Source organism: Nocardia sp. NBC_00403, assembly GCF_036046055.1.
GTDB lineage: Bacteria > Actinomycetota > Actinomycetes > Mycobacteriales > Mycobacteriaceae > Nocardia.
In genome coordinates this window covers 958,711-975,073 of the sequence record NZ_CP107939.1, presented here as the reverse complement: position 1 = coordinate 975,073, position 16,363 = coordinate 958,711, and the positions used below count along the sequence as shown (strand labels likewise).

At 65.8% G+C, this 16,363-nt stretch carries 16 protein-coding genes; 7 read left to right on the top strand and 9 right to left on the bottom strand.

The genetic code is table 11. The annotated features are described in order from the left end of the window. Positions 1 to 40 precede the first annotated feature (40 nt). Positions 41 to 1,525 (bottom strand): ABC1 kinase family protein, encoded by a 1,485-nt coding sequence (locus OHQ90_RS04320; protein WP_328407553.1) that lies wholly within the window; start codon positions 1,523 to 1,525, stop codon positions 41 to 43. 107 nt (positions 1,526 to 1,632) lie between these two features. Between OHQ90_RS04320 and OHQ90_RS04315 the strand changes: the two genes are divergently transcribed. Both OHQ90_RS04315 and OHQ90_RS04310 read left to right on the top strand, forming a co-directional pair. Beyond that, on the top strand, positions 1,633 to 2,418 hold the full coding sequence (locus OHQ90_RS04315) for a GntR family transcriptional regulator (RefSeq protein WP_328407551.1): 786 nt from the start codon (positions 1,633 to 1,635) through the stop codon (positions 2,416 to 2,418). A 59-nt stretch (positions 2,419 to 2,477) separates the two neighbouring features. Continuing rightward, positions 2,478 to 3,449: an oxidoreductase gene (locus OHQ90_RS04310; RefSeq protein WP_328407549.1), complete on the top strand. Its 972-nt coding sequence runs from the start codon at positions 2,478 to 2,480 to the stop codon at positions 3,447 to 3,449. Positions 3,450 to 3,485: 36 nt separating this feature from the next. On the opposite strand, the gene OHQ90_RS04305 is transcribed toward OHQ90_RS04310, so the two are convergent. Next, positions 3,486 to 3,659: a hypothetical protein gene (locus OHQ90_RS04305; protein ID WP_328407547.1), complete on the bottom strand. Its 174-nt coding sequence runs from the start codon at positions 3,657 to 3,659 to the stop codon at positions 3,486 to 3,488. 419 nt (positions 3,660 to 4,078) lie between these two features. On the opposite strand from OHQ90_RS04305, the gene OHQ90_RS04300 reads away from it, so the two are divergent. After that, entirely contained in the window at positions 4,079 to 5,047 is a 969-nt protein-coding gene (locus tag OHQ90_RS04300; protein WP_328407545.1) for a DUF5996 family protein, read from the top strand. A 17-nt stretch (positions 5,048 to 5,064) separates the two neighbouring features. On the opposite strand, the gene OHQ90_RS04295 is transcribed toward OHQ90_RS04300, so the two are convergent. The 6 genes from OHQ90_RS04295 to OHQ90_RS04270 all read right to left on the bottom strand — a co-directional run bounded on the left by OHQ90_RS04295 (position 5,065) and on the right by OHQ90_RS04270 (position 10,655). Further along, positions 5,065 to 6,189 carry an NAD(P)H-dependent flavin oxidoreductase gene (locus tag OHQ90_RS04295; protein ID WP_328407543.1) on the bottom strand — a complete coding sequence of 375 codons (1,125 nt, stop codon included), beginning with the start codon at positions 6,187 to 6,189 and terminating at the stop codon, positions 5,065 to 5,067. A 203-nt stretch (positions 6,190 to 6,392) separates the two neighbouring features. Continuing rightward, on the bottom strand, positions 6,393 to 7,754 hold the full coding sequence (locus tag OHQ90_RS04290; RefSeq protein WP_328407541.1) for a WS/DGAT/MGAT family O-acyltransferase: 1,362 nt from the start codon (positions 7,752 to 7,754) through the stop codon (positions 6,393 to 6,395). 135 nt (positions 7,755 to 7,889) lie between these two features. After that, positions 7,890 to 8,534, bottom strand: coding sequence for a class I SAM-dependent methyltransferase (locus OHQ90_RS04285; protein WP_328407539.1), 645 nt, complete (start codon positions 8,532 to 8,534; stop codon positions 7,890 to 7,892). Positions 8,535 to 8,548: 14 nt separating this feature from the next. Then, the gene (locus OHQ90_RS04280; RefSeq protein WP_328407538.1) at positions 8,549 to 8,968 is read right to left on the bottom strand and encodes a nuclear transport factor 2 family protein; all 420 of its coding nucleotides are present in this window, start codon (positions 8,966 to 8,968) and stop codon (positions 8,549 to 8,551) included. 80 nt (positions 8,969 to 9,048) lie between these two features. After that, complete coding sequence (locus tag OHQ90_RS04275; RefSeq protein ID WP_328407537.1) at positions 9,049 to 9,954, bottom strand: DMT family transporter; 906 nt, start codon at positions 9,952 to 9,954, stop codon at positions 9,049 to 9,051. Positions 9,955 to 10,043: 89 nt separating this feature from the next. Next, complete coding sequence (locus OHQ90_RS04270) at positions 10,044 to 10,655, bottom strand: hypothetical protein (RefSeq protein WP_328407536.1); 612 nt, start codon at positions 10,653 to 10,655, stop codon at positions 10,044 to 10,046. A 56-nt stretch (positions 10,656 to 10,711) separates the two neighbouring features. On the opposite strand from OHQ90_RS04270, the gene OHQ90_RS04265 reads away from it, so the two are divergent. The 4 genes from OHQ90_RS04265 to OHQ90_RS04250 all read left to right on the top strand — a co-directional run bounded on the left by OHQ90_RS04265 (position 10,712) and on the right by OHQ90_RS04250 (position 14,044). Continuing rightward, a complete protein-coding gene (locus OHQ90_RS04265; RefSeq protein WP_328407534.1) occupies positions 10,712 to 11,215 on the top strand; it encodes a MarR family winged helix-turn-helix transcriptional regulator in 504 nt (167 codons plus the stop codon). Between the two features lie 372 nt (positions 11,216 to 11,587). Beyond that, a complete protein-coding gene (locus OHQ90_RS04260) occupies positions 11,588 to 12,859 on the top strand; it encodes an SGNH/GDSL hydrolase family protein (RefSeq protein ID WP_328407532.1) in 1,272 nt (423 codons plus the stop codon). A 138-nt stretch (positions 12,860 to 12,997) separates the two neighbouring features. Beyond that, entirely contained in the window at positions 12,998 to 13,801 is an 804-nt protein-coding gene (locus tag OHQ90_RS04255) for a DUF1460 domain-containing protein (RefSeq protein WP_328407530.1), read from the top strand. Between the two features lie 63 nt (positions 13,802 to 13,864). Further along, positions 13,865 to 14,044 (top strand): YegP family protein, encoded by a 180-nt coding sequence (locus tag OHQ90_RS04250; protein ID WP_328407528.1) that lies wholly within the window; start codon positions 13,865 to 13,867, stop codon positions 14,042 to 14,044. Positions 14,045 to 14,146: 102 nt separating this feature from the next. Here the strand turns inward: OHQ90_RS04250 and OHQ90_RS04245 are convergent, their stop codons facing one another. Beyond that, entirely contained in the window at positions 14,147 to 15,871 is a 1,725-nt protein-coding gene (locus tag OHQ90_RS04245) for a cutinase family protein (protein ID WP_328407526.1), read from the bottom strand. Positions 15,872 to 16,363: the final 492 nt, after the last annotated feature.

Sequence of the window (16,363 nt, the reverse complement as noted above, 5' to 3'; positions counted from 1 at the left end):
TGGCTGATCGGGTCTTCGATCGAGTCGGGGAGGTCCCGAGTCAGCCGACGGACCGACGCGGAACAGCCGTGTCGGCCCGTTGCCTGCGCACCGCGGCCAGGTCCACCGGCAGCCCGTCGTCGGTCGCGGGCGAGACGAATGCCGCCAGCAACCCCGGCATCCAGCGTCCGACCTCGTCGCGGAAGGGTCCTTCGGTGCCGAGCTGGCACAGCACGCCGATCAACGTGAGCGCCGACCGCGCGAACGGCGTGAAATACGGCGGCATGGTCGTTTGCCGAACGCTGTTGGACAGCCGGGGATTCGTCACCCGCAGCACCTGCTTGCGCAGCCACGGTGTGGTCATTCGATAGGTCGAGTGTTTGAACGGTTCGGTGCACGGCACGACAAGGGCATAGAGGGCCTCGACGTCGAATTCGCGGCCGGCCTGGACGAATCCGTGGCGTCGGGCCGCCGCCTCCAACTCCGGCGGGCCGCCGTTGAACAGGGCGTGGCAATAGTCCGCCGCCAGCTCCTCGAAGCCGTCGGGCGGCCACGCCGAGCAGGCTCCGAAATCGACGACTCCGAGCCGGCCGTCGGGCAGGACGCGGAAATTTCCCGGATGGGGATCGCCATAGAGCAGGCCGGTGCGCAGCGCCCCGGAAGCCACGAATCGCACCATCAGCATGCCGACTCGGTCGCGCTCGGCCTGCGCGCCGGAGGCGATGACGCGCGGAACCGGAGTGCCGTCGAGCCATTCGGTGATGAGCACATCGCCGCACTGCTCGATCACCTGCGGAATGTAGATGTCCGGATCGTCGGCGTACGCCGCGGCGAACACGCGCTGATTCTCGGCCTCCGCCGCATAGTCGAGTTCCGCACGGACGCAGGCGCATATCGCCTCGGTAACCGCCTCGACATCGGCGCCGGGCAGGAAAACGCCTGCCAGAGTGGAGATTCGGCGCAACTGCTCCAGATCATTCTCGATCGCCTGCCGGCCGCCGGGATACATCACCTTGACCGCAACCGGCTTGCCGTCGCGCCACACCGCGTGATGAACCTGGCCGAGCGATGCGGCGGCCGCGCGCCGGTCGTCGAATTCCCGGAAATACCACCGCCAGTTCTCGCCCATGCTCGCCGCCATCGCCGCGTGCACGCTCGACGGCAGCATCGCGGGCGCGGAATCCTGCAACCTGCTCAATGCGATGCGGTACGGCTCGGCGATCTCCGGCGGCAGGGCCAGCTCGTAGATCGCCAGCAGCTGACCGAGTTTGGCGGCGCAGCCTTTCAGCTCGCCCAGCACCTCGAAAATGTGCTGGGCCGTGCGCAACTGGATGTCCCGGTTCACTTCACTCGCCGACCTGCCGAGTGCGCGCTTGCCGACGCCCGCCGCCTGCCTGCCGGCGAAGGCCACCGGCAGCATCGCGAGTTTCGCGCTGCGAACCGCCTTGCGAACTGGGGGTTTGCCATTCGACCCTGCCGCGAAAAGGTGTGTGCGCCTACCGGCGGATTCGCTGTCCTGCGGACCGTTGCCTTGTCGAATGGTCATGACTCACCTCACACTGTGTGCAGATCAGTCTTACACACGTGCAGTCCGGCAGAGGAGGGCTTAGACTGTCTGGGACGTATTGGAACCGAGTCGAAAGGTGGCATTCGATGGGATCCCAGACGGTAGTCGCCGACGTTGCCGATGAGCTGGCACGCCGGGTTGCCGCGGGGGAATATCAGCCAGGGGATTTGATGTCGTCGGTCCGTCAGGTCGCGGAGGAATTCGACATGAATCGCGCGACCGCGCAGCTGACGCTGGGTCGGTTGGAGTCGTACGGATTCGTCGAAGCACGGCGGGGTAAGGGGTTCACCATCCGTGACGTCCGGGAGGCGGGCGGCATAGATGTGTACCGGCACTTGTTCCGCTTCTCCATCCCGATGCCCGATACCGCGATCGAAATGTTCCGCGACATCGTCGAGGTGGAGCGCGGGATCGTGATGGAGGCGCTGCTCGCCTACACCGGCAGCGAACAACAGATCGATCCGGCCGAATTGAAGGCCGATATCGACCGGCTGGAAGCGCTTGCCCGGCTGGAGGTTCCGGATTTCCGCCAGATTCTTGCGATCGAGGTCGCACTGGTGCGCAAGTTGCTGACGGCGCTCGGGCTGAGCATGCAGCGGGCCATTCTGAACTCCATCGGCGAAATGGTGCTCGAGGTGCCCGAGGCGATCGCGGCCTACTTCGCGGGTGCCGCGGACCTGCACGTACTGGTCTGGCGGGCGCTGGTCGCGGTGTGGGACTCCGGTTCCGGGCCGTCGGAAGCGCAGCTTGCGCTGTTCGAGGATCTGTTCGGGATGTACCACGAGAAGGTGACCGCCAAGTTCGAGGAACTGCTCGACGGCGCCGCGGCGGACGCCGGTCATGTGGATGACGCGCACGCGGCGACGGCTTGACGCCCCTGCTCGACGAATGCTGTCCGGTCAACTGTCTGAGCCAGAATTGATCACCTGAAATGTCGGTGTACAACACCATTCTCCCGCGCCGCTGGACCGTCGCCGATATCCCTGACCAGTCGGGAAAGACCGTCGTGATCACCGGCGCCAACAGCGGTCTCGGCCTGCGCACCGCGGAAGCATTGGCGAGCAAGGGCGCCCGAGTCCTGCTGGCCTGTCGCAACCAGCGGAAGGCCGCCGTGGCGTTGGACGAAGTGACCGCGGTGGCCACCGGGCCGAAACCCGAAGTGCTGCCGCTGGATCTGGCCGATCTCGCCTCGGTGCGGCGGGCGGGCGGACAGCTCGACGATACGGTCGAACGGCTGGATCTGCTGGTGAACAACGCGGGGGTGATGGCGACACCACGCGGGCAGACGGCCGACGGCTTCGATGCCCAGTTCGGCACCAATCATCTCGGCCACTTCGCGTTCACCGGCGCCGTACTGCCCGCGCTACTGCGGGCGCAGCGACCGCGGGTGGTGACCGTATCGTCGGTGGCCGCCTGGGGCGGTCTGATCAACTGGCTGGACCCGAACTGGCGGTGGTTCTACCTGCGCTGGCCCGCCTATAGCCAGTCGAAACTGGCCAACCTGCTGTTCACCGCCGAACTCGATCGCCGGGCCCGCGCCGCGGGCACCGGGTTGCGCGCGGTGGCCGCGCACCCGGGCCTGTCGGCAACTCATCTCTACGACCTGAACGGCGAAAAGGGCGCTGCGGGCATGTTTGCTGCCATCCCACAGGCCATTCTGTTCGCACTCGCCCAGTCCGACCGGATGGGTGCGCTGCCGCAGCTGTACGCGGCCACTGTCCCGGATCTGCCCGGAAACGCCTATCTGGGACCGGGATTCGAATTCGCGGGGTATCCGCGGCGTGCGTTGCGACACCCGATGGCCTACAGCCGCTCGGCGTCCAGGAGGATGTGGCGACTGAGTGAAAAGCTGACCGGCGTGCACTACGACTGGGATTCGGCCGCGCAGGGGACGGTCGAATAACACTGCACTAGTGCACGATCGCAGCGCCGCCGGCGTTTACCGTTCGGCCACCGCGCCTGCGGCCAGCACGAGCGCGGTGATGATCATCAGGGCGAGAACGCCGAGTATCGCCAGATTCCTGCCGCGCGGCGCATCTGTGCTGTCCCGATGCGGACAGACTTGCGAATCATGGCTTGCGCCTGCGCAATCGGGATTGGTGCACAAAGACATATCGACCTCTCAACGATCTTCACAATCGAGCACTCGCTACCCGGCATGCAGGAGCGCGGCTTCCAGTATGGGGATCGGTGCGGCAGGCGCAGCAGTCAGGCCGTTGCGCCACGGGCCCGGCCTGGTGTCGGTGGCGGACCGGCGGCACCGTCCGGGTCGGTCCGGCGTGTGGCAGCCGACTGCGCGGTAGCCGACCGGGGCCCACGCCGACGGGTGAGCTCACTGACGCGATCGTTGGCAGGCAGCAGGGTGCGCAACCAGGTCGCTCCGGAGGGTCTTATACCGCGAAACAATTCACAGCGATTGTTCGGCAACGCTTCGGGTACCGCATTTTGGCAGATCAGTGGCGATTATCTGAGACAGACGGGAGAAATGGCAATCTTCTGGCGTAGTCACTCGATCGGTCGTACCGTTTCGATATGGACGCTGTCGAGCCGCTGCCCGCCCTGCCGTTGGAATCCTGGCGCCCCACCAAGGAGACACTGCACCGGTTCGCCCAGATCGTCGGCAAGGTTGCCCTTGCCAAGGGCATCCGGCGCAACCACTGGTGGCATATGACCTATCGGCTCACTGCGCGCGGCTGGACCACGGTCCCGCTCGGTTCTGCTCGCAACGGACCGGTATTCGCCTGCACCTTCGACTTTTTCGATCATGTGCTGCGGATAGCGACCGATCGTGGCATCGAGGTCGAGATCGATCTGCCGATGCAGTCTGTCGCCACCTTCTACGGCGACGTCATGACTGGTCTGCGTGATCTCGGTATCGATGTCGTACTGCCGCACCCACATCCCTTCGATCTGCCGGACGCGGCGCGCCCGTTCGAGGACGACACCGACCACGCCGCTTACGACCCGGAGTTGGCGCAGCGGGCGTTTCGGGTGCACAGCCAGGTCGGGCGGATACTCGAGGAGTTCAGCGCCACCTATTCCGGCAAGATCAGCCCGGTGCAATTGTTCTGGCACACATTCGATCTCGCGGTGCAGCGATTCTCCGAGCGGCAGATCGATATGCCTGCGACGGTCGACTCGGTGACGCGCGAAGCGTACTCGCGCGAGGTCATCAGCGCTGGATTCTGGTTCGGCGACGCCAAGGTGCCCGAGCCGACGTTCTATTCCTACATCGCACCCGAGCCCGCCGGGCTCACCGATCGCCTGCTGCCCGCGGGTGCGCTGTGGGTGCCGTCCGGTGCGGGGCACGCCGCGTACTACCCCTACGACAAAGCCCGTCTGTCCCCGGATCCGGTCGGCGCCGCGCTCGAGTTCTTCCAGTCCGTCTACGCGGCCGGATCCGAGCTCGCCGGATGGGATGCCGCCCAGCTGGCCTGCTGGGGCGGCATCACCGACCCGGTGCTCGAGGCGAAGCACTCATGGCCGGAATGGCCGGAGTGATGGCCCTGCGGTGAATGTCAGAGTGCGTCGTTGAGTTTGTTGAGGCGGTCGCACGCCTCCACGTACTCCTGGATCAGGCGGCCGACCACGTCCGCGGAGCGCTCCACCTTGTTCAGCTGGCCGACCACCTGGCCGACGGGGTTGAAGTTCACGTCCTTGGCGGCCTCGGGGTAGCGGTGCCCGCGCTTGACGCCGTCCAGCGCCACCATCATCTGCAGCGGCATAGGCAGCGGGTCGGGATTGTCGGCCTGCTCCCATGCTTCGGTCCAGTCGTTCTTCAGCATGCGGCAGGGCTTACCGGTCCACGACCGCGAGCGCACGGTGTCATGGCTGGTGGCGTCGATGTAGGTCTGCATCTGCGCGGGCGGCACATTGGCCTCCTCGACGGTCAGCCACAGCGAGCCGGTCCACGCGCCCGCCGCGCCCATCGCCATGGCCGCGGCGACCTGGCGGCCGTTGCCGATGCCACCCGCGGCCAGCATCGGCATATCGCCGATGGCGTCCACGACCTGCGGCCACAACACCATCGACGCGATCTCGCCGCAGTGTCCGCCGCCCTCGGTGCCCTGGCAGACCACGAAATCCAGGCCGGCCTTCTTGTGGTTGAGCGCGTGCTTCACCGAGCCGCACAGCGCGCCGATCAGGCGGCCCGAGTCCTGGATCTGACGCACGACGTCCGGCGGCGGCGTGCCGAGTGCGTTGGCTACCAGCTTGGCCTTGGGATGGCGCAGGATCACTTCGATCTGCGGTGCCACCGTGGTCGCGGTCCAACCGAGCAGCTGGTTGTGGTGTTCGCTGTCGGGCAGGTGCGGAACATTGTGGTCGGCAAGGATCTGCTCGGCGAAATCGCGGTGTCCCTGCGGAACCAGTTCCGCTAGTTTGGCTTCCAGCTCCTCGGGGCTCAGCCCGTCGATGCCCTTACCCTCGTACTTGGAGGGGATGACCAGGTCGACGCCGTAGACGCCGTTCACGTGCTCATCGAGCCACGCCAGTTCTACTTCCAGCTCCTCGGCGGTGAAGCCCACCGCGCCGAGCACGCCGAGCCCGCCTGCATTGCTGACCGCGGCCGCCACGTCGCGGCAATGGGTGAAGGCGAAGATGGGGAACTCGATCCCCAGCCGATCGCAGATTTCGGTACGCATGGCGTGCTGGTCTCCCTAGTGGCTCTAGAACGGGTTACATAGTTGCTCTGCCGTGTTCCAGTCCGGCAGGGCGGGTGATTCCCTGAACCGGCCGAATGGGCCGCATACCGCGAGTATCGCCATGGCGCGGCAGCGGCCCCGTCGACTGGCGAGTGCACCATAATTCGACAGTAACACGTTCTAGTTTTGCTCGGATAGACCTGCTATCGAGCGGCTTGCTCCAGGCCGGTCAGCGCGTCCTCCAGGTGGTCGAGCAGGCGGTGTAACTGCGGCACACTGCGGCGGCAGCCGACCAGGCCGAAGTCGAGATTGTCGGCATTGGTGGTGAGGGTGATGTTCACCGCCTGGCCGTCCATCGGAATCGACATCGGATAGGTGGCATCGAGGCGGGCGCCGTTCCAGTACTGCGGTTCGCGCGCGCCGGGGACATTGGAGATGACGATATTGAACGGGGGATTGGTCCAGGAGACGACGCCGGGCAGCAGGGTCAGCGCGAGCGGACTGAGCATCACCGCGGACAGCGCCATGGCCTGGGCGCTCGACAGCGAGTTGTAGACCTCTTTGCTGCGGCGCATCGACTCGCTCACCACCCGGAGTCGTTCGATCGGGTCCTCGACATCGGTGGCCAGGTTGCACAGGATCGCGCCGATCTTGTTGCCGTTGGTGTCCTCGTCCTCGTCGGTGGCCCGCAGCGACATCGGGACCATCGCGATCAACGGCTTGTCCGGCAAGGCATTTCGCTCGATCAGATAGGAGCGAAGAGCGCCGGCGGACATGGTGAGCACGACATCGTTGATGGTCGAGCCGGTCGCCTTCTTGACCTGCTTGACCCGCTCCAGCGGCCACGATCGGACCGCACACCGGCGGGCGCCACCGATGGGCACATTGAACATCGAGCGCGGCGCATCGAACGGTAGCGTCAACTGCTGCTCAACAAGTGCGGCACGGGCAACCCGCACGGCGGCAGGCACGGAACCTGCCGCCGACAACAGATTTCGTGCCGCATTGCCCAGCCCGGACCCGGCAGCGGCGGCCTTGGGTGGGCGCGTCGAGCGCGGCAGGTGCCAGGGCACCCGGGTCTCGGCGGAGTTCGGGTCGTTGGTCAGCGTCCGCGCCAGCACACGCTGTGCCGCGACGCCGTCGATCAGCGCGTGGTGCATCTTGGAATAGATCGCGAAGCGGCCGTCACCGAGGCCCTCCACGAGATGGATCTCCCACAGCGGACGATGGCGGTCGAGCAGTGTGCTGTGCAGGCGGGAGGCCAGGTCGAGCAGCTGGTCGAATCGCCCCGGGGCAGGTAGGGCGGCTCGTCGGAGGTGGTATTCGAGCTCGACGTCGCCTTCCTGGGTCCAGCCCACTTGTGGCGCGCCGAGCCACGTCGCGGGGCGTTTGCGGAAGGTCGGGTGGAATTCCCTGTCCGCCGAGAGCTTCTCGTAGGTCAGCTGTGCGAAATCCGGACCGGCGTCCTCGGGTGCCTCGAACAATTGCAAGGAGCCGACATGCATCGGGTGCTCACGCGATTCGGCGAGCAGGAAGACGGCATCGATCGGTGAAATGAGTTCCATGGTGGGTCGCCCCCTGACGACAGCAGTGCGGTGTTTTCGGTGCTCGACCACGTTGTCGTACGGGTCCGCGCGGCCATGAAATCCCCTGCGCGACGCCTCGAACTTACCCGGCCCGAGTGGTTCGCGTTCGCCGAATCATCGATCCTTGACTACCAGCAGGTAAGCCTGCTGAAAACGCTCACCGGGCTCCGGTTCCCGAACCAGCTGCGCGACAGTCACGAACCCGGCCGCCTGTAGTAGTCCGGCAAGTCGTCGCGGTGACCAGCGGTAGGCGCGAATCACCTTGTGGTCGAACGGTTCCACCACATCGGCCGCGTCCGACGCCTGAAATGCCAGCAGCGCGTGCCCTTCTACCGCGAGTACCCGATGAAACTCGGTCAACACCTCGGGGACCCGCTCCGGCGGCAGATGGATGATCGAATACCAGGCCACGATGCCCGCGAGGGTGCCCGCGCCCAGCGCGAGCCGCTCCATTGATCCCTCGTCGAACCGCAGCTGCGGATAATTCTGCCGCGCCAGCCGGATCATCTCCGGCGACAGATCGATCCCGAATGTGTCCAACCCGAGATCGGTCAGATGCGCTGTCACCCGTCCGGGTCCACATCCGATATCGGCAACCACGCCGGAACCCATGGCCTGCACCCGTTCCGCGAACGCCGCGAGCATGGCGCGATCGAACGTGCTCGCTGCGAGGTGATCCTTGACGAAGTCCGCGTAGAGCTCCGCGATGTCGTCGTAGGCGGCTCGGGTGGCGGCCGTATCGGCTCTCGAATCCAACACCCTGTGCAGAGTACCTATGCGGGGTCGAAAGCCTTCGCAACCGCGAGGCTGTCTTCGTAGACATGGTGGCGGGTGATGAGGCCGTGCTCGACGGTGAGGTGCAGCGCGAACCGCGAGCGGTACGCACGACCGGTCGCGCGGGCGGTCTGCCGGATCTCGCCGAGCACCACTGCGTGCGCACCGTCGATCAGGATCTGCTCGATCCGGGTGTCGGCTTGCTCCGGCACGTGATGCTCGGCGATCTCACGGAAATGCGCGGCGGCCTCGGAGCGGGTCGATTTGTGCCGAATCCACGGGGTCGCGGTGCGCCCGTGCTCGTCCTGCGGCCAATCCAGCTTCCAGTCCGCACCGTCGGCATACAGCTCGGCAATTCGTTCGGGATCGCCGGACCCGATGCGTCCCAGCAAATCCTCTACTACGGCGCGAGTGGTCATGACAGGTGTCCTCCGATCCGCACCGCGTTCGGCGACGGGTGCCGACCGCCATCCTTGTCGGGGCCTGCGGCCCTTGGCGATTACTTGTCAGGTAAAGGCGCGGCGGAAGCCGCGTGCACCAGATCCTGGTCCGGTGTGGTGCGCGTGCGTGCGGTGCCGAGCACGGATCCGAGAATGACGAGGGGGAAGCCGATTGCCATTCCGATGGTCAGTGGTTCGTCGAGCAGGGTCACGCCGAGCAGGATGGCCACCGCGGGGTTGATGTAGGTGATCACGGTCGCTCGGGCCGGGCCGACCTCGCTGATCAGCGCGAAGAACACCAGGAACGCGGCGGCCGTGCAGATCACGGCAAGCCCGAGTACCGACCATGCGGCGTCGGCGGTGATGTGGGCGGGCCAGCGCAGACCGGCGAACGGCGCGTAGATCACCGCGGCCAGGATCAGTGATGCGGTGACCACGCCGAGCGGCGGCAGATCCGCGAGCGCACGGTTGATGATGATCGGACCGATCGCATAGCCGAGCGTGGTCAGCGCGATCGCGCCGATGGCGGCCGGCTGTGAGAGGTCGACGTCCAGACCGACAAGGGCGGCGACACCCGCGAAACCGATGACGAGTCCGATGGTGCGCCGGGCGTCGAAGCGGTCGTGGCCCAGCTTCGTCACGATCACCACCGCGATCAGCGGCACGGCGGCGATCAGCAGACCGACGGTCGAGCTGTTCAACGTGGTCTCCGCGTATCCGATCAAGAACCACGGCCCGGTGATCTCGACGAGCGTGTACAACAGCAGCGGTCGCCATCGCCGGAACACCGGTGCAAGAGTCTTGCTGTACAACGCGATCGGCAACAGAATCGTCGCCCCGATCAGCGTCCGGCCGAAGGCGACCACGGTCGGATCGAGGTCCTGCACCGCGACGCGGATCATTGCGTAGGGCACGCCCCAGATGACGCCCATGGCCAGGAAAAGCACCCACCCACGCCTGGTCATCGTGCGACCGTTTCTTTCTCGGACATCTCCCGCTCACTTTCGTTCCAGCGGGGAGCCTATCCGGAAGATCCCATCATCCGACACCCCGTTCAGCGCGGGTTTTCCGCGACCGACCCCACCCCATCGGGGGTCGCCGATCGCTGGAACAGTCGATCGAGGTGCACAGCCGTGTCACAGGTCCCGAGGACGGCCGTGCCACCGGCGACGACAAGGACGCCGTAGGAAGACATTTCGCCGAACCCGACAGATGTCCACATCGCTGTGGCGAACGCGATCAGGAGGGCGGTCGCTGCCCGTGCGGTGCTGCTCGTCGCGATGCCGAGCAGCAGTCCGACTGCGATGGCTGCCTCGAGGACGGTCGCGATGGTCCCCACCGTCGGCGCGGCCCAGTCCAATGTCGAGGGCATCAGTGTGCGGGTGTAGTCGATGAATCGCGAGTAGCTGCCCCAGGAGACTCCCGGCGCGTCCGGTGTGCCGAACAGTCCGAACCGATCGGCGACCGAGCCGGCGAACAAGGCGCCCACCAGGATTCGCGTCACGGTATTGATGGCGACGATGCGTGCGGCGGTGATCGTCAACACCGCGATGCTCGCCAGGATCGCCGCGGTGATCGGTCCGACCGTTCCGTCGGTGCAGGCCAGCCACCCGAGTTCGGTCAGCAGGGCGATTGCCGCAAGTCCTAGCGCAACGTGCCTGGTCATATCCGCCTCATTCAAAGTAGTAAGGTGCCTGACTAAAGATACGAAGGAGGCGAGGAATGGTCAAGGGCCTTACTAATCCGCTGGCCGCCCGGCCGGTGCCGCTCGGGAACCTGCTGAGCGCGGCGGCGCGGACGCTCGCCGCGGAGCTGGATGCCGGTCTGGCGGCGGCCGGATTCACCGACCTGCGCGCCGCACACGCGCCGGTCTTCCAGGTGATCGATCCCGAAGGCACGCGGCTGATCGACCTCGCCGCCAGGGCGGGAATGACGAAGCAGGCAATGGGAGAACTCGTCCGGCACTTGGAAACTCGCGGCTATGTCGAGGTGCTGCCCGATCCGACCGACGGGCGGGCGCGCCTGGTGCGCCTCACCGCGCTCGGGTGGTCGGTGCTCGAGGCGGGTCTCGATGTGGTTGCCCGGTTCGATGCCCATCTCGACGCGATAGTCGGTGCGGCCGAGGTCGTTCGGTTGCGTGAGGTGCTTGTGAAGATCATCGGCGGGGCGGGCTCGACCTATGTTCGAGGTGGCGGCGAGACCGTCGGCGTGCTGCGTGTCGACTGATATGCCTGCTGGACAACCGGATTCGACCGGGTAGCAATTCGGGCCGGTGCGGTAACGAGGCCGGGTCGGACCGGACAGCGGCACTCACTCCTGGGGCTACTGGCAGGACGACCTGAAGGCGTCGTGGCCGGTGCTCGGGAAGGGGTTGTTCTCCGCTCCGTAGCGGGGACGAAATCCGAAGCCGAAACGGGCGTCGCTACGAGCTGTTCGCACAGCTCGTGGCAGCGCCCGTTTGCGTCCGACGGCGTGCTTCGGTCCAGTTCGCTACCCGGACGGGCAGATCTAATGGAACTGGGGTTTCGTTAATGACTCGAGTCGTGCTACGGTCTGGGTTGTCTTAACGGAACGGCATTCCCGATAGTGGGGTACGACATGACGATCACAAGCGCTGTAGTGCGTAACTGGAAGAAACTGCTGGCGGCCACGGCCGTGGGAATCGCCGCTGCGGGCGCCGTCGGAATCGCGCACTCGGACGGCCCTGCCGAAACATCTGACTGGCGCGCCGCGTGGGCGGTGCCGATGCAGTTGCCCAGCGAGGGTTTCGAACCGAACTGGTCCACCGACGGTTTCGCCGACCAGACAGTGCGGCAGGTGGTCAGAGTGACCGGCGGCGGCACCGAGGCACGGATCACCCTGTCCAATCGCTACGGCGCGGACAGATTACAGATCAACGCCGCCACGATCGCCCGGACGAGCCAGGCCGCCGCAGTGGCGCCGGAGACGATTCGGCCGCTGCGGTTCGGCGGCGCGGAATCGGTGACGATCGCGCCCGGCGAAGCGGCCACCAGCGACGCAGCCGAGCTGCGCCTGGCACCCTTCGAGTCGGCGACGGTGACGCTGTACCTCCCGGCACGCACCGGACCCGCGACCTTCCATGCCCAGGGCTACGCAACCAGCTACCGCGCGGGCGGCGACCACGCCGGTGACACCGGCGGCGCGGCTTTCACCGAGACCACTCACTCCTGGTACTACCTGTCCGACCTCCAGGTCACCGGCGGTAGGAAACCGGTCGGCACGGTCGTAGCCTTCGGCGATTCCATCACCGACGGTTACGGTGCGGGCAACGACACCAACCACCGTTACCCGGACCTGCTGGCCGACCGCCTGGCCGAGGCCGGTGCACCCCGCGTTGTCCTCAACTCCGGCATCGGCGGCAACCTGGTCCGCAACGACTCACCCTGGTTCGGCGACAGCGCGCTGAAGCGGTTCGCGCGTGACGTGATCGCCAAGCCCGGCGTGTCCTCGGTGGTCATACTGGCCGGCCTCAACGACGTCGGCTTCTCCGAGATCGACTTGCCGACCTACAAGCCCAATCCGGCGGTGTCCGTCGACGAACTGATCAAGGGCTACCGGGAGCTGATCGCGAAGGCACACCAGGCCGGGATCTCGGCGATCGGCGCGACCCTGCTGCCGATGCAGGGTGCCGAGTACTACACCGACACATCCGCCGCGAAGATCCGCCTGCTCAATGAGTGGATCCGCACCAGCGGCGAGTACGACGCCGTCGTCGACTTCAATGCCGCACTGGCAGACCCGGCCGACCCCGAACGTCTGGCACCCGCCTTCGACTCGGGCGACCACAAGCACCCCAATGCCGCAGGCTATGCGGCAATGGCCGCCGCGATCGACCTGAAAACCCTGTAGCGCGAGATGGTTACAGTGCGCGGACCGAGCAAACCAGCTCGGCCCGCGCACGTCGGTGCCGAGCAACCGGCTACGCCGCCGGAGTGCCCGGACTACCGTGGGTGTCGGTTTGTGCACCGGTTCACCTCTGGAGGCGTCTTGCGCACCATCACCCGCTTACTGTTCGTCATCGTGGCCATGGTCTGCGGCGTCGCGCCGATGCTGCCCATCGCGCTCGGCGCACCGAGCGCTGCCGGGATCGATGACGCTACGGCCGGGAAGATCGACGAATTGCTGGCGTTGGGCACCGGCGGGCACAGCAAGGGCGAGCAGATCGAGGTGCTGTCTCGCCAATTCCTCGGCACGCCGTACGGCGCGGATATGCTCGTCGGCTCGGCGAGCAAGCCAGAACAGCTCGTCATCGACTTCCGGCGCGTGGATTGCTTCACCTATCTCGACTATGTCGAAGCGCTGAGCAGGTCAACAGACCGGAGCCAGTTCGTGACGAATCTGATCGAGACGCGCTATACCGACGGCAGAGTCGACTATCTACAGCGCAAACATTTCTTCAGCGATTGGGCGCACACGCCGAGAATCGCCGCTACCGACGTCACCGCAACCCTGAGCGGTGCCGCACTGACCGTCACCAAACACCTCAATGCGAAAGCCGACGGGGCAACCTATCTCCCCGGACTGCCGGTGGTCGATCGCGCGATCACCTACATTCCCGGCGCGGCCGTAGACGAGAACGTCGTCGGCCGACTCCGCACCGGCGACTATATCGGCGCCTACGCCGACCTGCCCGGCCTGGATGTCACTCACGTCGGCATCTTCGTCAGCACGCCCAACGGCCCGATTTTCCGCAACGCGTCCTCCCTCGCCGCCGACAATAAAGTCGTCGACTCCTCCTTCGCCGACTATGTGCGGTCCACCCCGGGCATAGTCGTACTTCGTCCGCAGTAGCCGACCGCAGCGGTATTCTGCACCGACCAGGTGCTATCCCCGTTTCGAGACGAGGTGACCGCAATGGCTGCAAAGTTCGAGCTGTACAAGGACAAGGACGCGAAGTTCCGCTGGCGACTCAACGCCGCGGACGGCGAAACCATCGCCGCCGGCCAGGCCTACGAAAGCAAAGCCGCCGCCTTGAACGGCATCGAATCGGTCCAGAAGAACGCACCGGTCGCGCAATTCGACGACCAGACCTGATCCGGATTTCGCGGCGCATTCACTTCGAGCCACGGCGCTCGGTGCCTGATCAAAAAAGACCCTGCCCGACGCGTAGTGAGTCGGGCAGGGTCCAGAATTCGGCTAGCCGCCGGTGCCTGCCGCCGGGGGCGCACTGGTGGTAGTGGTCACCACCGCGGATTCCGTTGTTGTGGTCGGCTTGGTGGTCTCGGTGGGTGTTGTGGTCGGCTTCGTGGTCTCGACGGGCGCCGCGACCGAAGTCGGAGCCGGTGGGGTTGTCGTGCTCGCGGTCTCGGACGGCGGCGCGGAAGTCGTCGGCGCTGGAGTCGTCGTGGTGCTGCTGACATCGGTCTTCGCGGGCGAAGTAGGCGTGGTCGTCGCTGATGCGGACGGTGACGTGGATGTCGACGTCGACGTAGACGGGGTCTTGGTCGGTTCGGTCGTCGGCGCCGCCGAGGTGACCGCCACCGCCTTGTACACCGCGTCGAGGTCCGCCGCTTGCGGCTTGGCGGTCGTATCGACCGGCTGACCCGCCTGTGCCTGCTTTGCCAGGTGCGTGAGCCAGGCGGCCGCATACTCGGCAGATGTCAGCGGCTTGCCGTCGGCAGCGTTGGCGTCACGCCAGTAGTCGAAGTGGTGACCGGTGTGGTTCGGCCCCAGCGTGAGCTGGTACGGGTCGCTCATGACCACGGGGATCGTGTTCTGATTGGTCACGATGAGACCGATGATCTCGTTCAGCACCTTCTGCGGCAGGTAGGCCAGCGGCGACATCTGGTTGGTCGAGATCGAGTCCGCCTTCGCCGGCGCCTTCGGCGCACCTGGCTTGTACGCCGGATCCGACACCTTCAGCAGTACCTGGAGAAACGTCTCGTCGCTCTGCATCCAGTTCGGCTGCGACTGAATGTCGGCGAACGCCGCAAGCGCGATCTGGCCGAGGACGACAGCAACGTCCTGCCCTGTCGCGGGCGTCAGCCCTTCTCGTTCGAGTGCGTCGACGTTCAACTGCCTGCCCACATTGGCCACCAGCTGCAGCAGGGAAATGTTCTCCGGCGCCGCACAGGTGAGATCGCCTTCGGAGCAGAACGAGGCGATTTTGCCGTTCAGCGCACCGAAGTCACCGCGGGTGCCCGGCACCGCACCGCTGCCCGGTGCCGGTTTCGTGCCGTTCTGATATTGCTGGTCGAAGCCGTCGGGATTGCCGAACGGGTCCTTCGCGCCGGGGAACGGCCCGTCGCCCGCCGAGCGACCCGCATCGGCGAGGATGACGACACCGACGACGTCGCCCGGATCGACGATCCCGTAGCCACCGTCCTTGTCGGCCTCCTGGTGTCCGATCTGCATCGCGACGCGACGAACGACGTCGGCGCCCTCGCTGTATCCGACGATCGAGAACTTGGTGTCGGGGCAGGCCCTCGTGATCTCCTGCATCACCTGTTCGGTATTCGCAACACCGGTGTTGACGGCATCTTCATAGCTGGCCATGTTCGCGGGATACGCGATGTAGACGGCGGCGTACGAGCCCGGGTCGACCGCACCGGCCGGTGCGTTGACGACCGGATCGACCCACTCGCTGGAATGGTCACCGGACAGCGCGGCGGGCAATTCCTCACCGTTGGCCCCGACGAGCAGCTTCGTGGTCCCCGCGACCGGAGTGTCGCCGCGGCCTGCCACCGAGATGGTCACCATGTCGTGGCATTCGGTCACCGACGTGGTGAGCTGCGTATCCCTGGTTTGTGGCGTCGATGTCAGTGCCCAGGAGGCGGCGACGACCGCCGCCACCCCCAATACCGCCGGTCCGGCAACGGCCGAAGCGATGCGATGTCGCGCGATGAACTCGCGAAAAGCCATGTCCTGATCCCCATTCAATTACCAACAAGTGGACGGACAAGCCCCCCGACGGGCCATGCGTCACCAAGAACGTCGTGGTCGGGGCGCCGAGCGTTACTCGGGCAATCGGTTGTCGATCTTGTTTCGGGCGTCGCGAGGTGCTTTTGAAGCACCTCCAGGATCACCTCGAAGCCGTCTTCGACAAGTAGCTGCCGCGATCTCGTCGGCCGCGCTCTGAGCCCGCCCGGAGCCGATGACAGGTGAGCAGGCGCGGGACCCGGTTTTCTCGCGTGGGCGCCTTCGCTGCAGCTCGGGAACCATGACGCTGAACGCAGCGCGCTCGCTTGTGGGCCGGGCTTTTCTCCTGCCCGCGTGAATGCGTTGGAGAATTACCGCTAATAGACTTGACGAATGGCATATTGGGATGCCATTATTAATAGGGGAAGACACGAGGAAATCGTGTGTCTATTTTCTTTCGCCCTCGACATCGGTCGAATTCGGGTGTAATTTGGG

What these genes read in the sequence shown, in the direction of transcription:
- OHQ90_RS04320 (WP_328407553.1), bottom strand. Translation starts at nt 1,525, where the DNA reads ATGACCATTCGACAAGGCAACGGTCCGCAGGACAGCGAATCCGCCGGT.
- OHQ90_RS04315 (WP_328407551.1), top strand. Translation starts at nt 1,633, where the DNA reads ATGGGATCCCAGACGGTAGTCGCCGACGTTGCCGATGAGCTGGCACGC.
- OHQ90_RS04310 (WP_328407549.1), top strand. Translation starts at nt 2,478, where the DNA reads ATGTCGGTGTACAACACCATTCTCCCGCGCCGCTGGACCGTCGCCGAT.
- OHQ90_RS04305 (WP_328407547.1), bottom strand. Translation starts at nt 3,659, where the DNA reads ATGTCTTTGTGCACCAATCCCGATTGCGCAGGCGCAAGCCATGATTCG.
- OHQ90_RS04300 (WP_328407545.1), top strand. Translation starts at nt 4,079, where the DNA reads ATGGACGCTGTCGAGCCGCTGCCCGCCCTGCCGTTGGAATCCTGGCGC.
- OHQ90_RS04295 (WP_328407543.1), bottom strand. Translation starts at nt 6,189, where the DNA reads ATGCGTACCGAAATCTGCGATCGGCTGGGGATCGAGTTCCCCATCTTC.
- OHQ90_RS04290 (WP_328407541.1), bottom strand. Translation starts at nt 7,754, where the DNA reads ATGGAACTCATTTCACCGATCGATGCCGTCTTCCTGCTCGCCGAATCG.
- OHQ90_RS04280 (WP_328407538.1), bottom strand. Translation starts at nt 8,968, where the DNA reads ATGACCACTCGCGCCGTAGTAGAGGATTTGCTGGGACGCATCGGGTCC.
- OHQ90_RS04275 (WP_328407537.1), bottom strand. Translation starts at nt 9,954, where the DNA reads ATGACCAGGCGTGGGTGGGTGCTTTTCCTGGCCATGGGCGTCATCTGG.
- OHQ90_RS04270 (WP_328407536.1), bottom strand. Translation starts at nt 10,655, where the DNA reads ATGACCAGGCACGTTGCGCTAGGACTTGCGGCAATCGCCCTGCTGACC.
- OHQ90_RS04265 (WP_328407534.1), top strand. Translation starts at nt 10,712, where the DNA reads ATGGTCAAGGGCCTTACTAATCCGCTGGCCGCCCGGCCGGTGCCGCTC.
- OHQ90_RS04260 (WP_328407532.1), top strand. Translation starts at nt 11,588, where the DNA reads ATGACGATCACAAGCGCTGTAGTGCGTAACTGGAAGAAACTGCTGGCG.
- OHQ90_RS04250 (WP_328407528.1), top strand. Translation starts at nt 13,865, where the DNA reads ATGGCTGCAAAGTTCGAGCTGTACAAGGACAAGGACGCGAAGTTCCGC.
- OHQ90_RS04245 (WP_328407526.1), bottom strand. Translation starts at nt 15,871, where the DNA reads ATGGCTTTTCGCGAGTTCATCGCGCGACATCGCATCGCTTCGGCCGTT.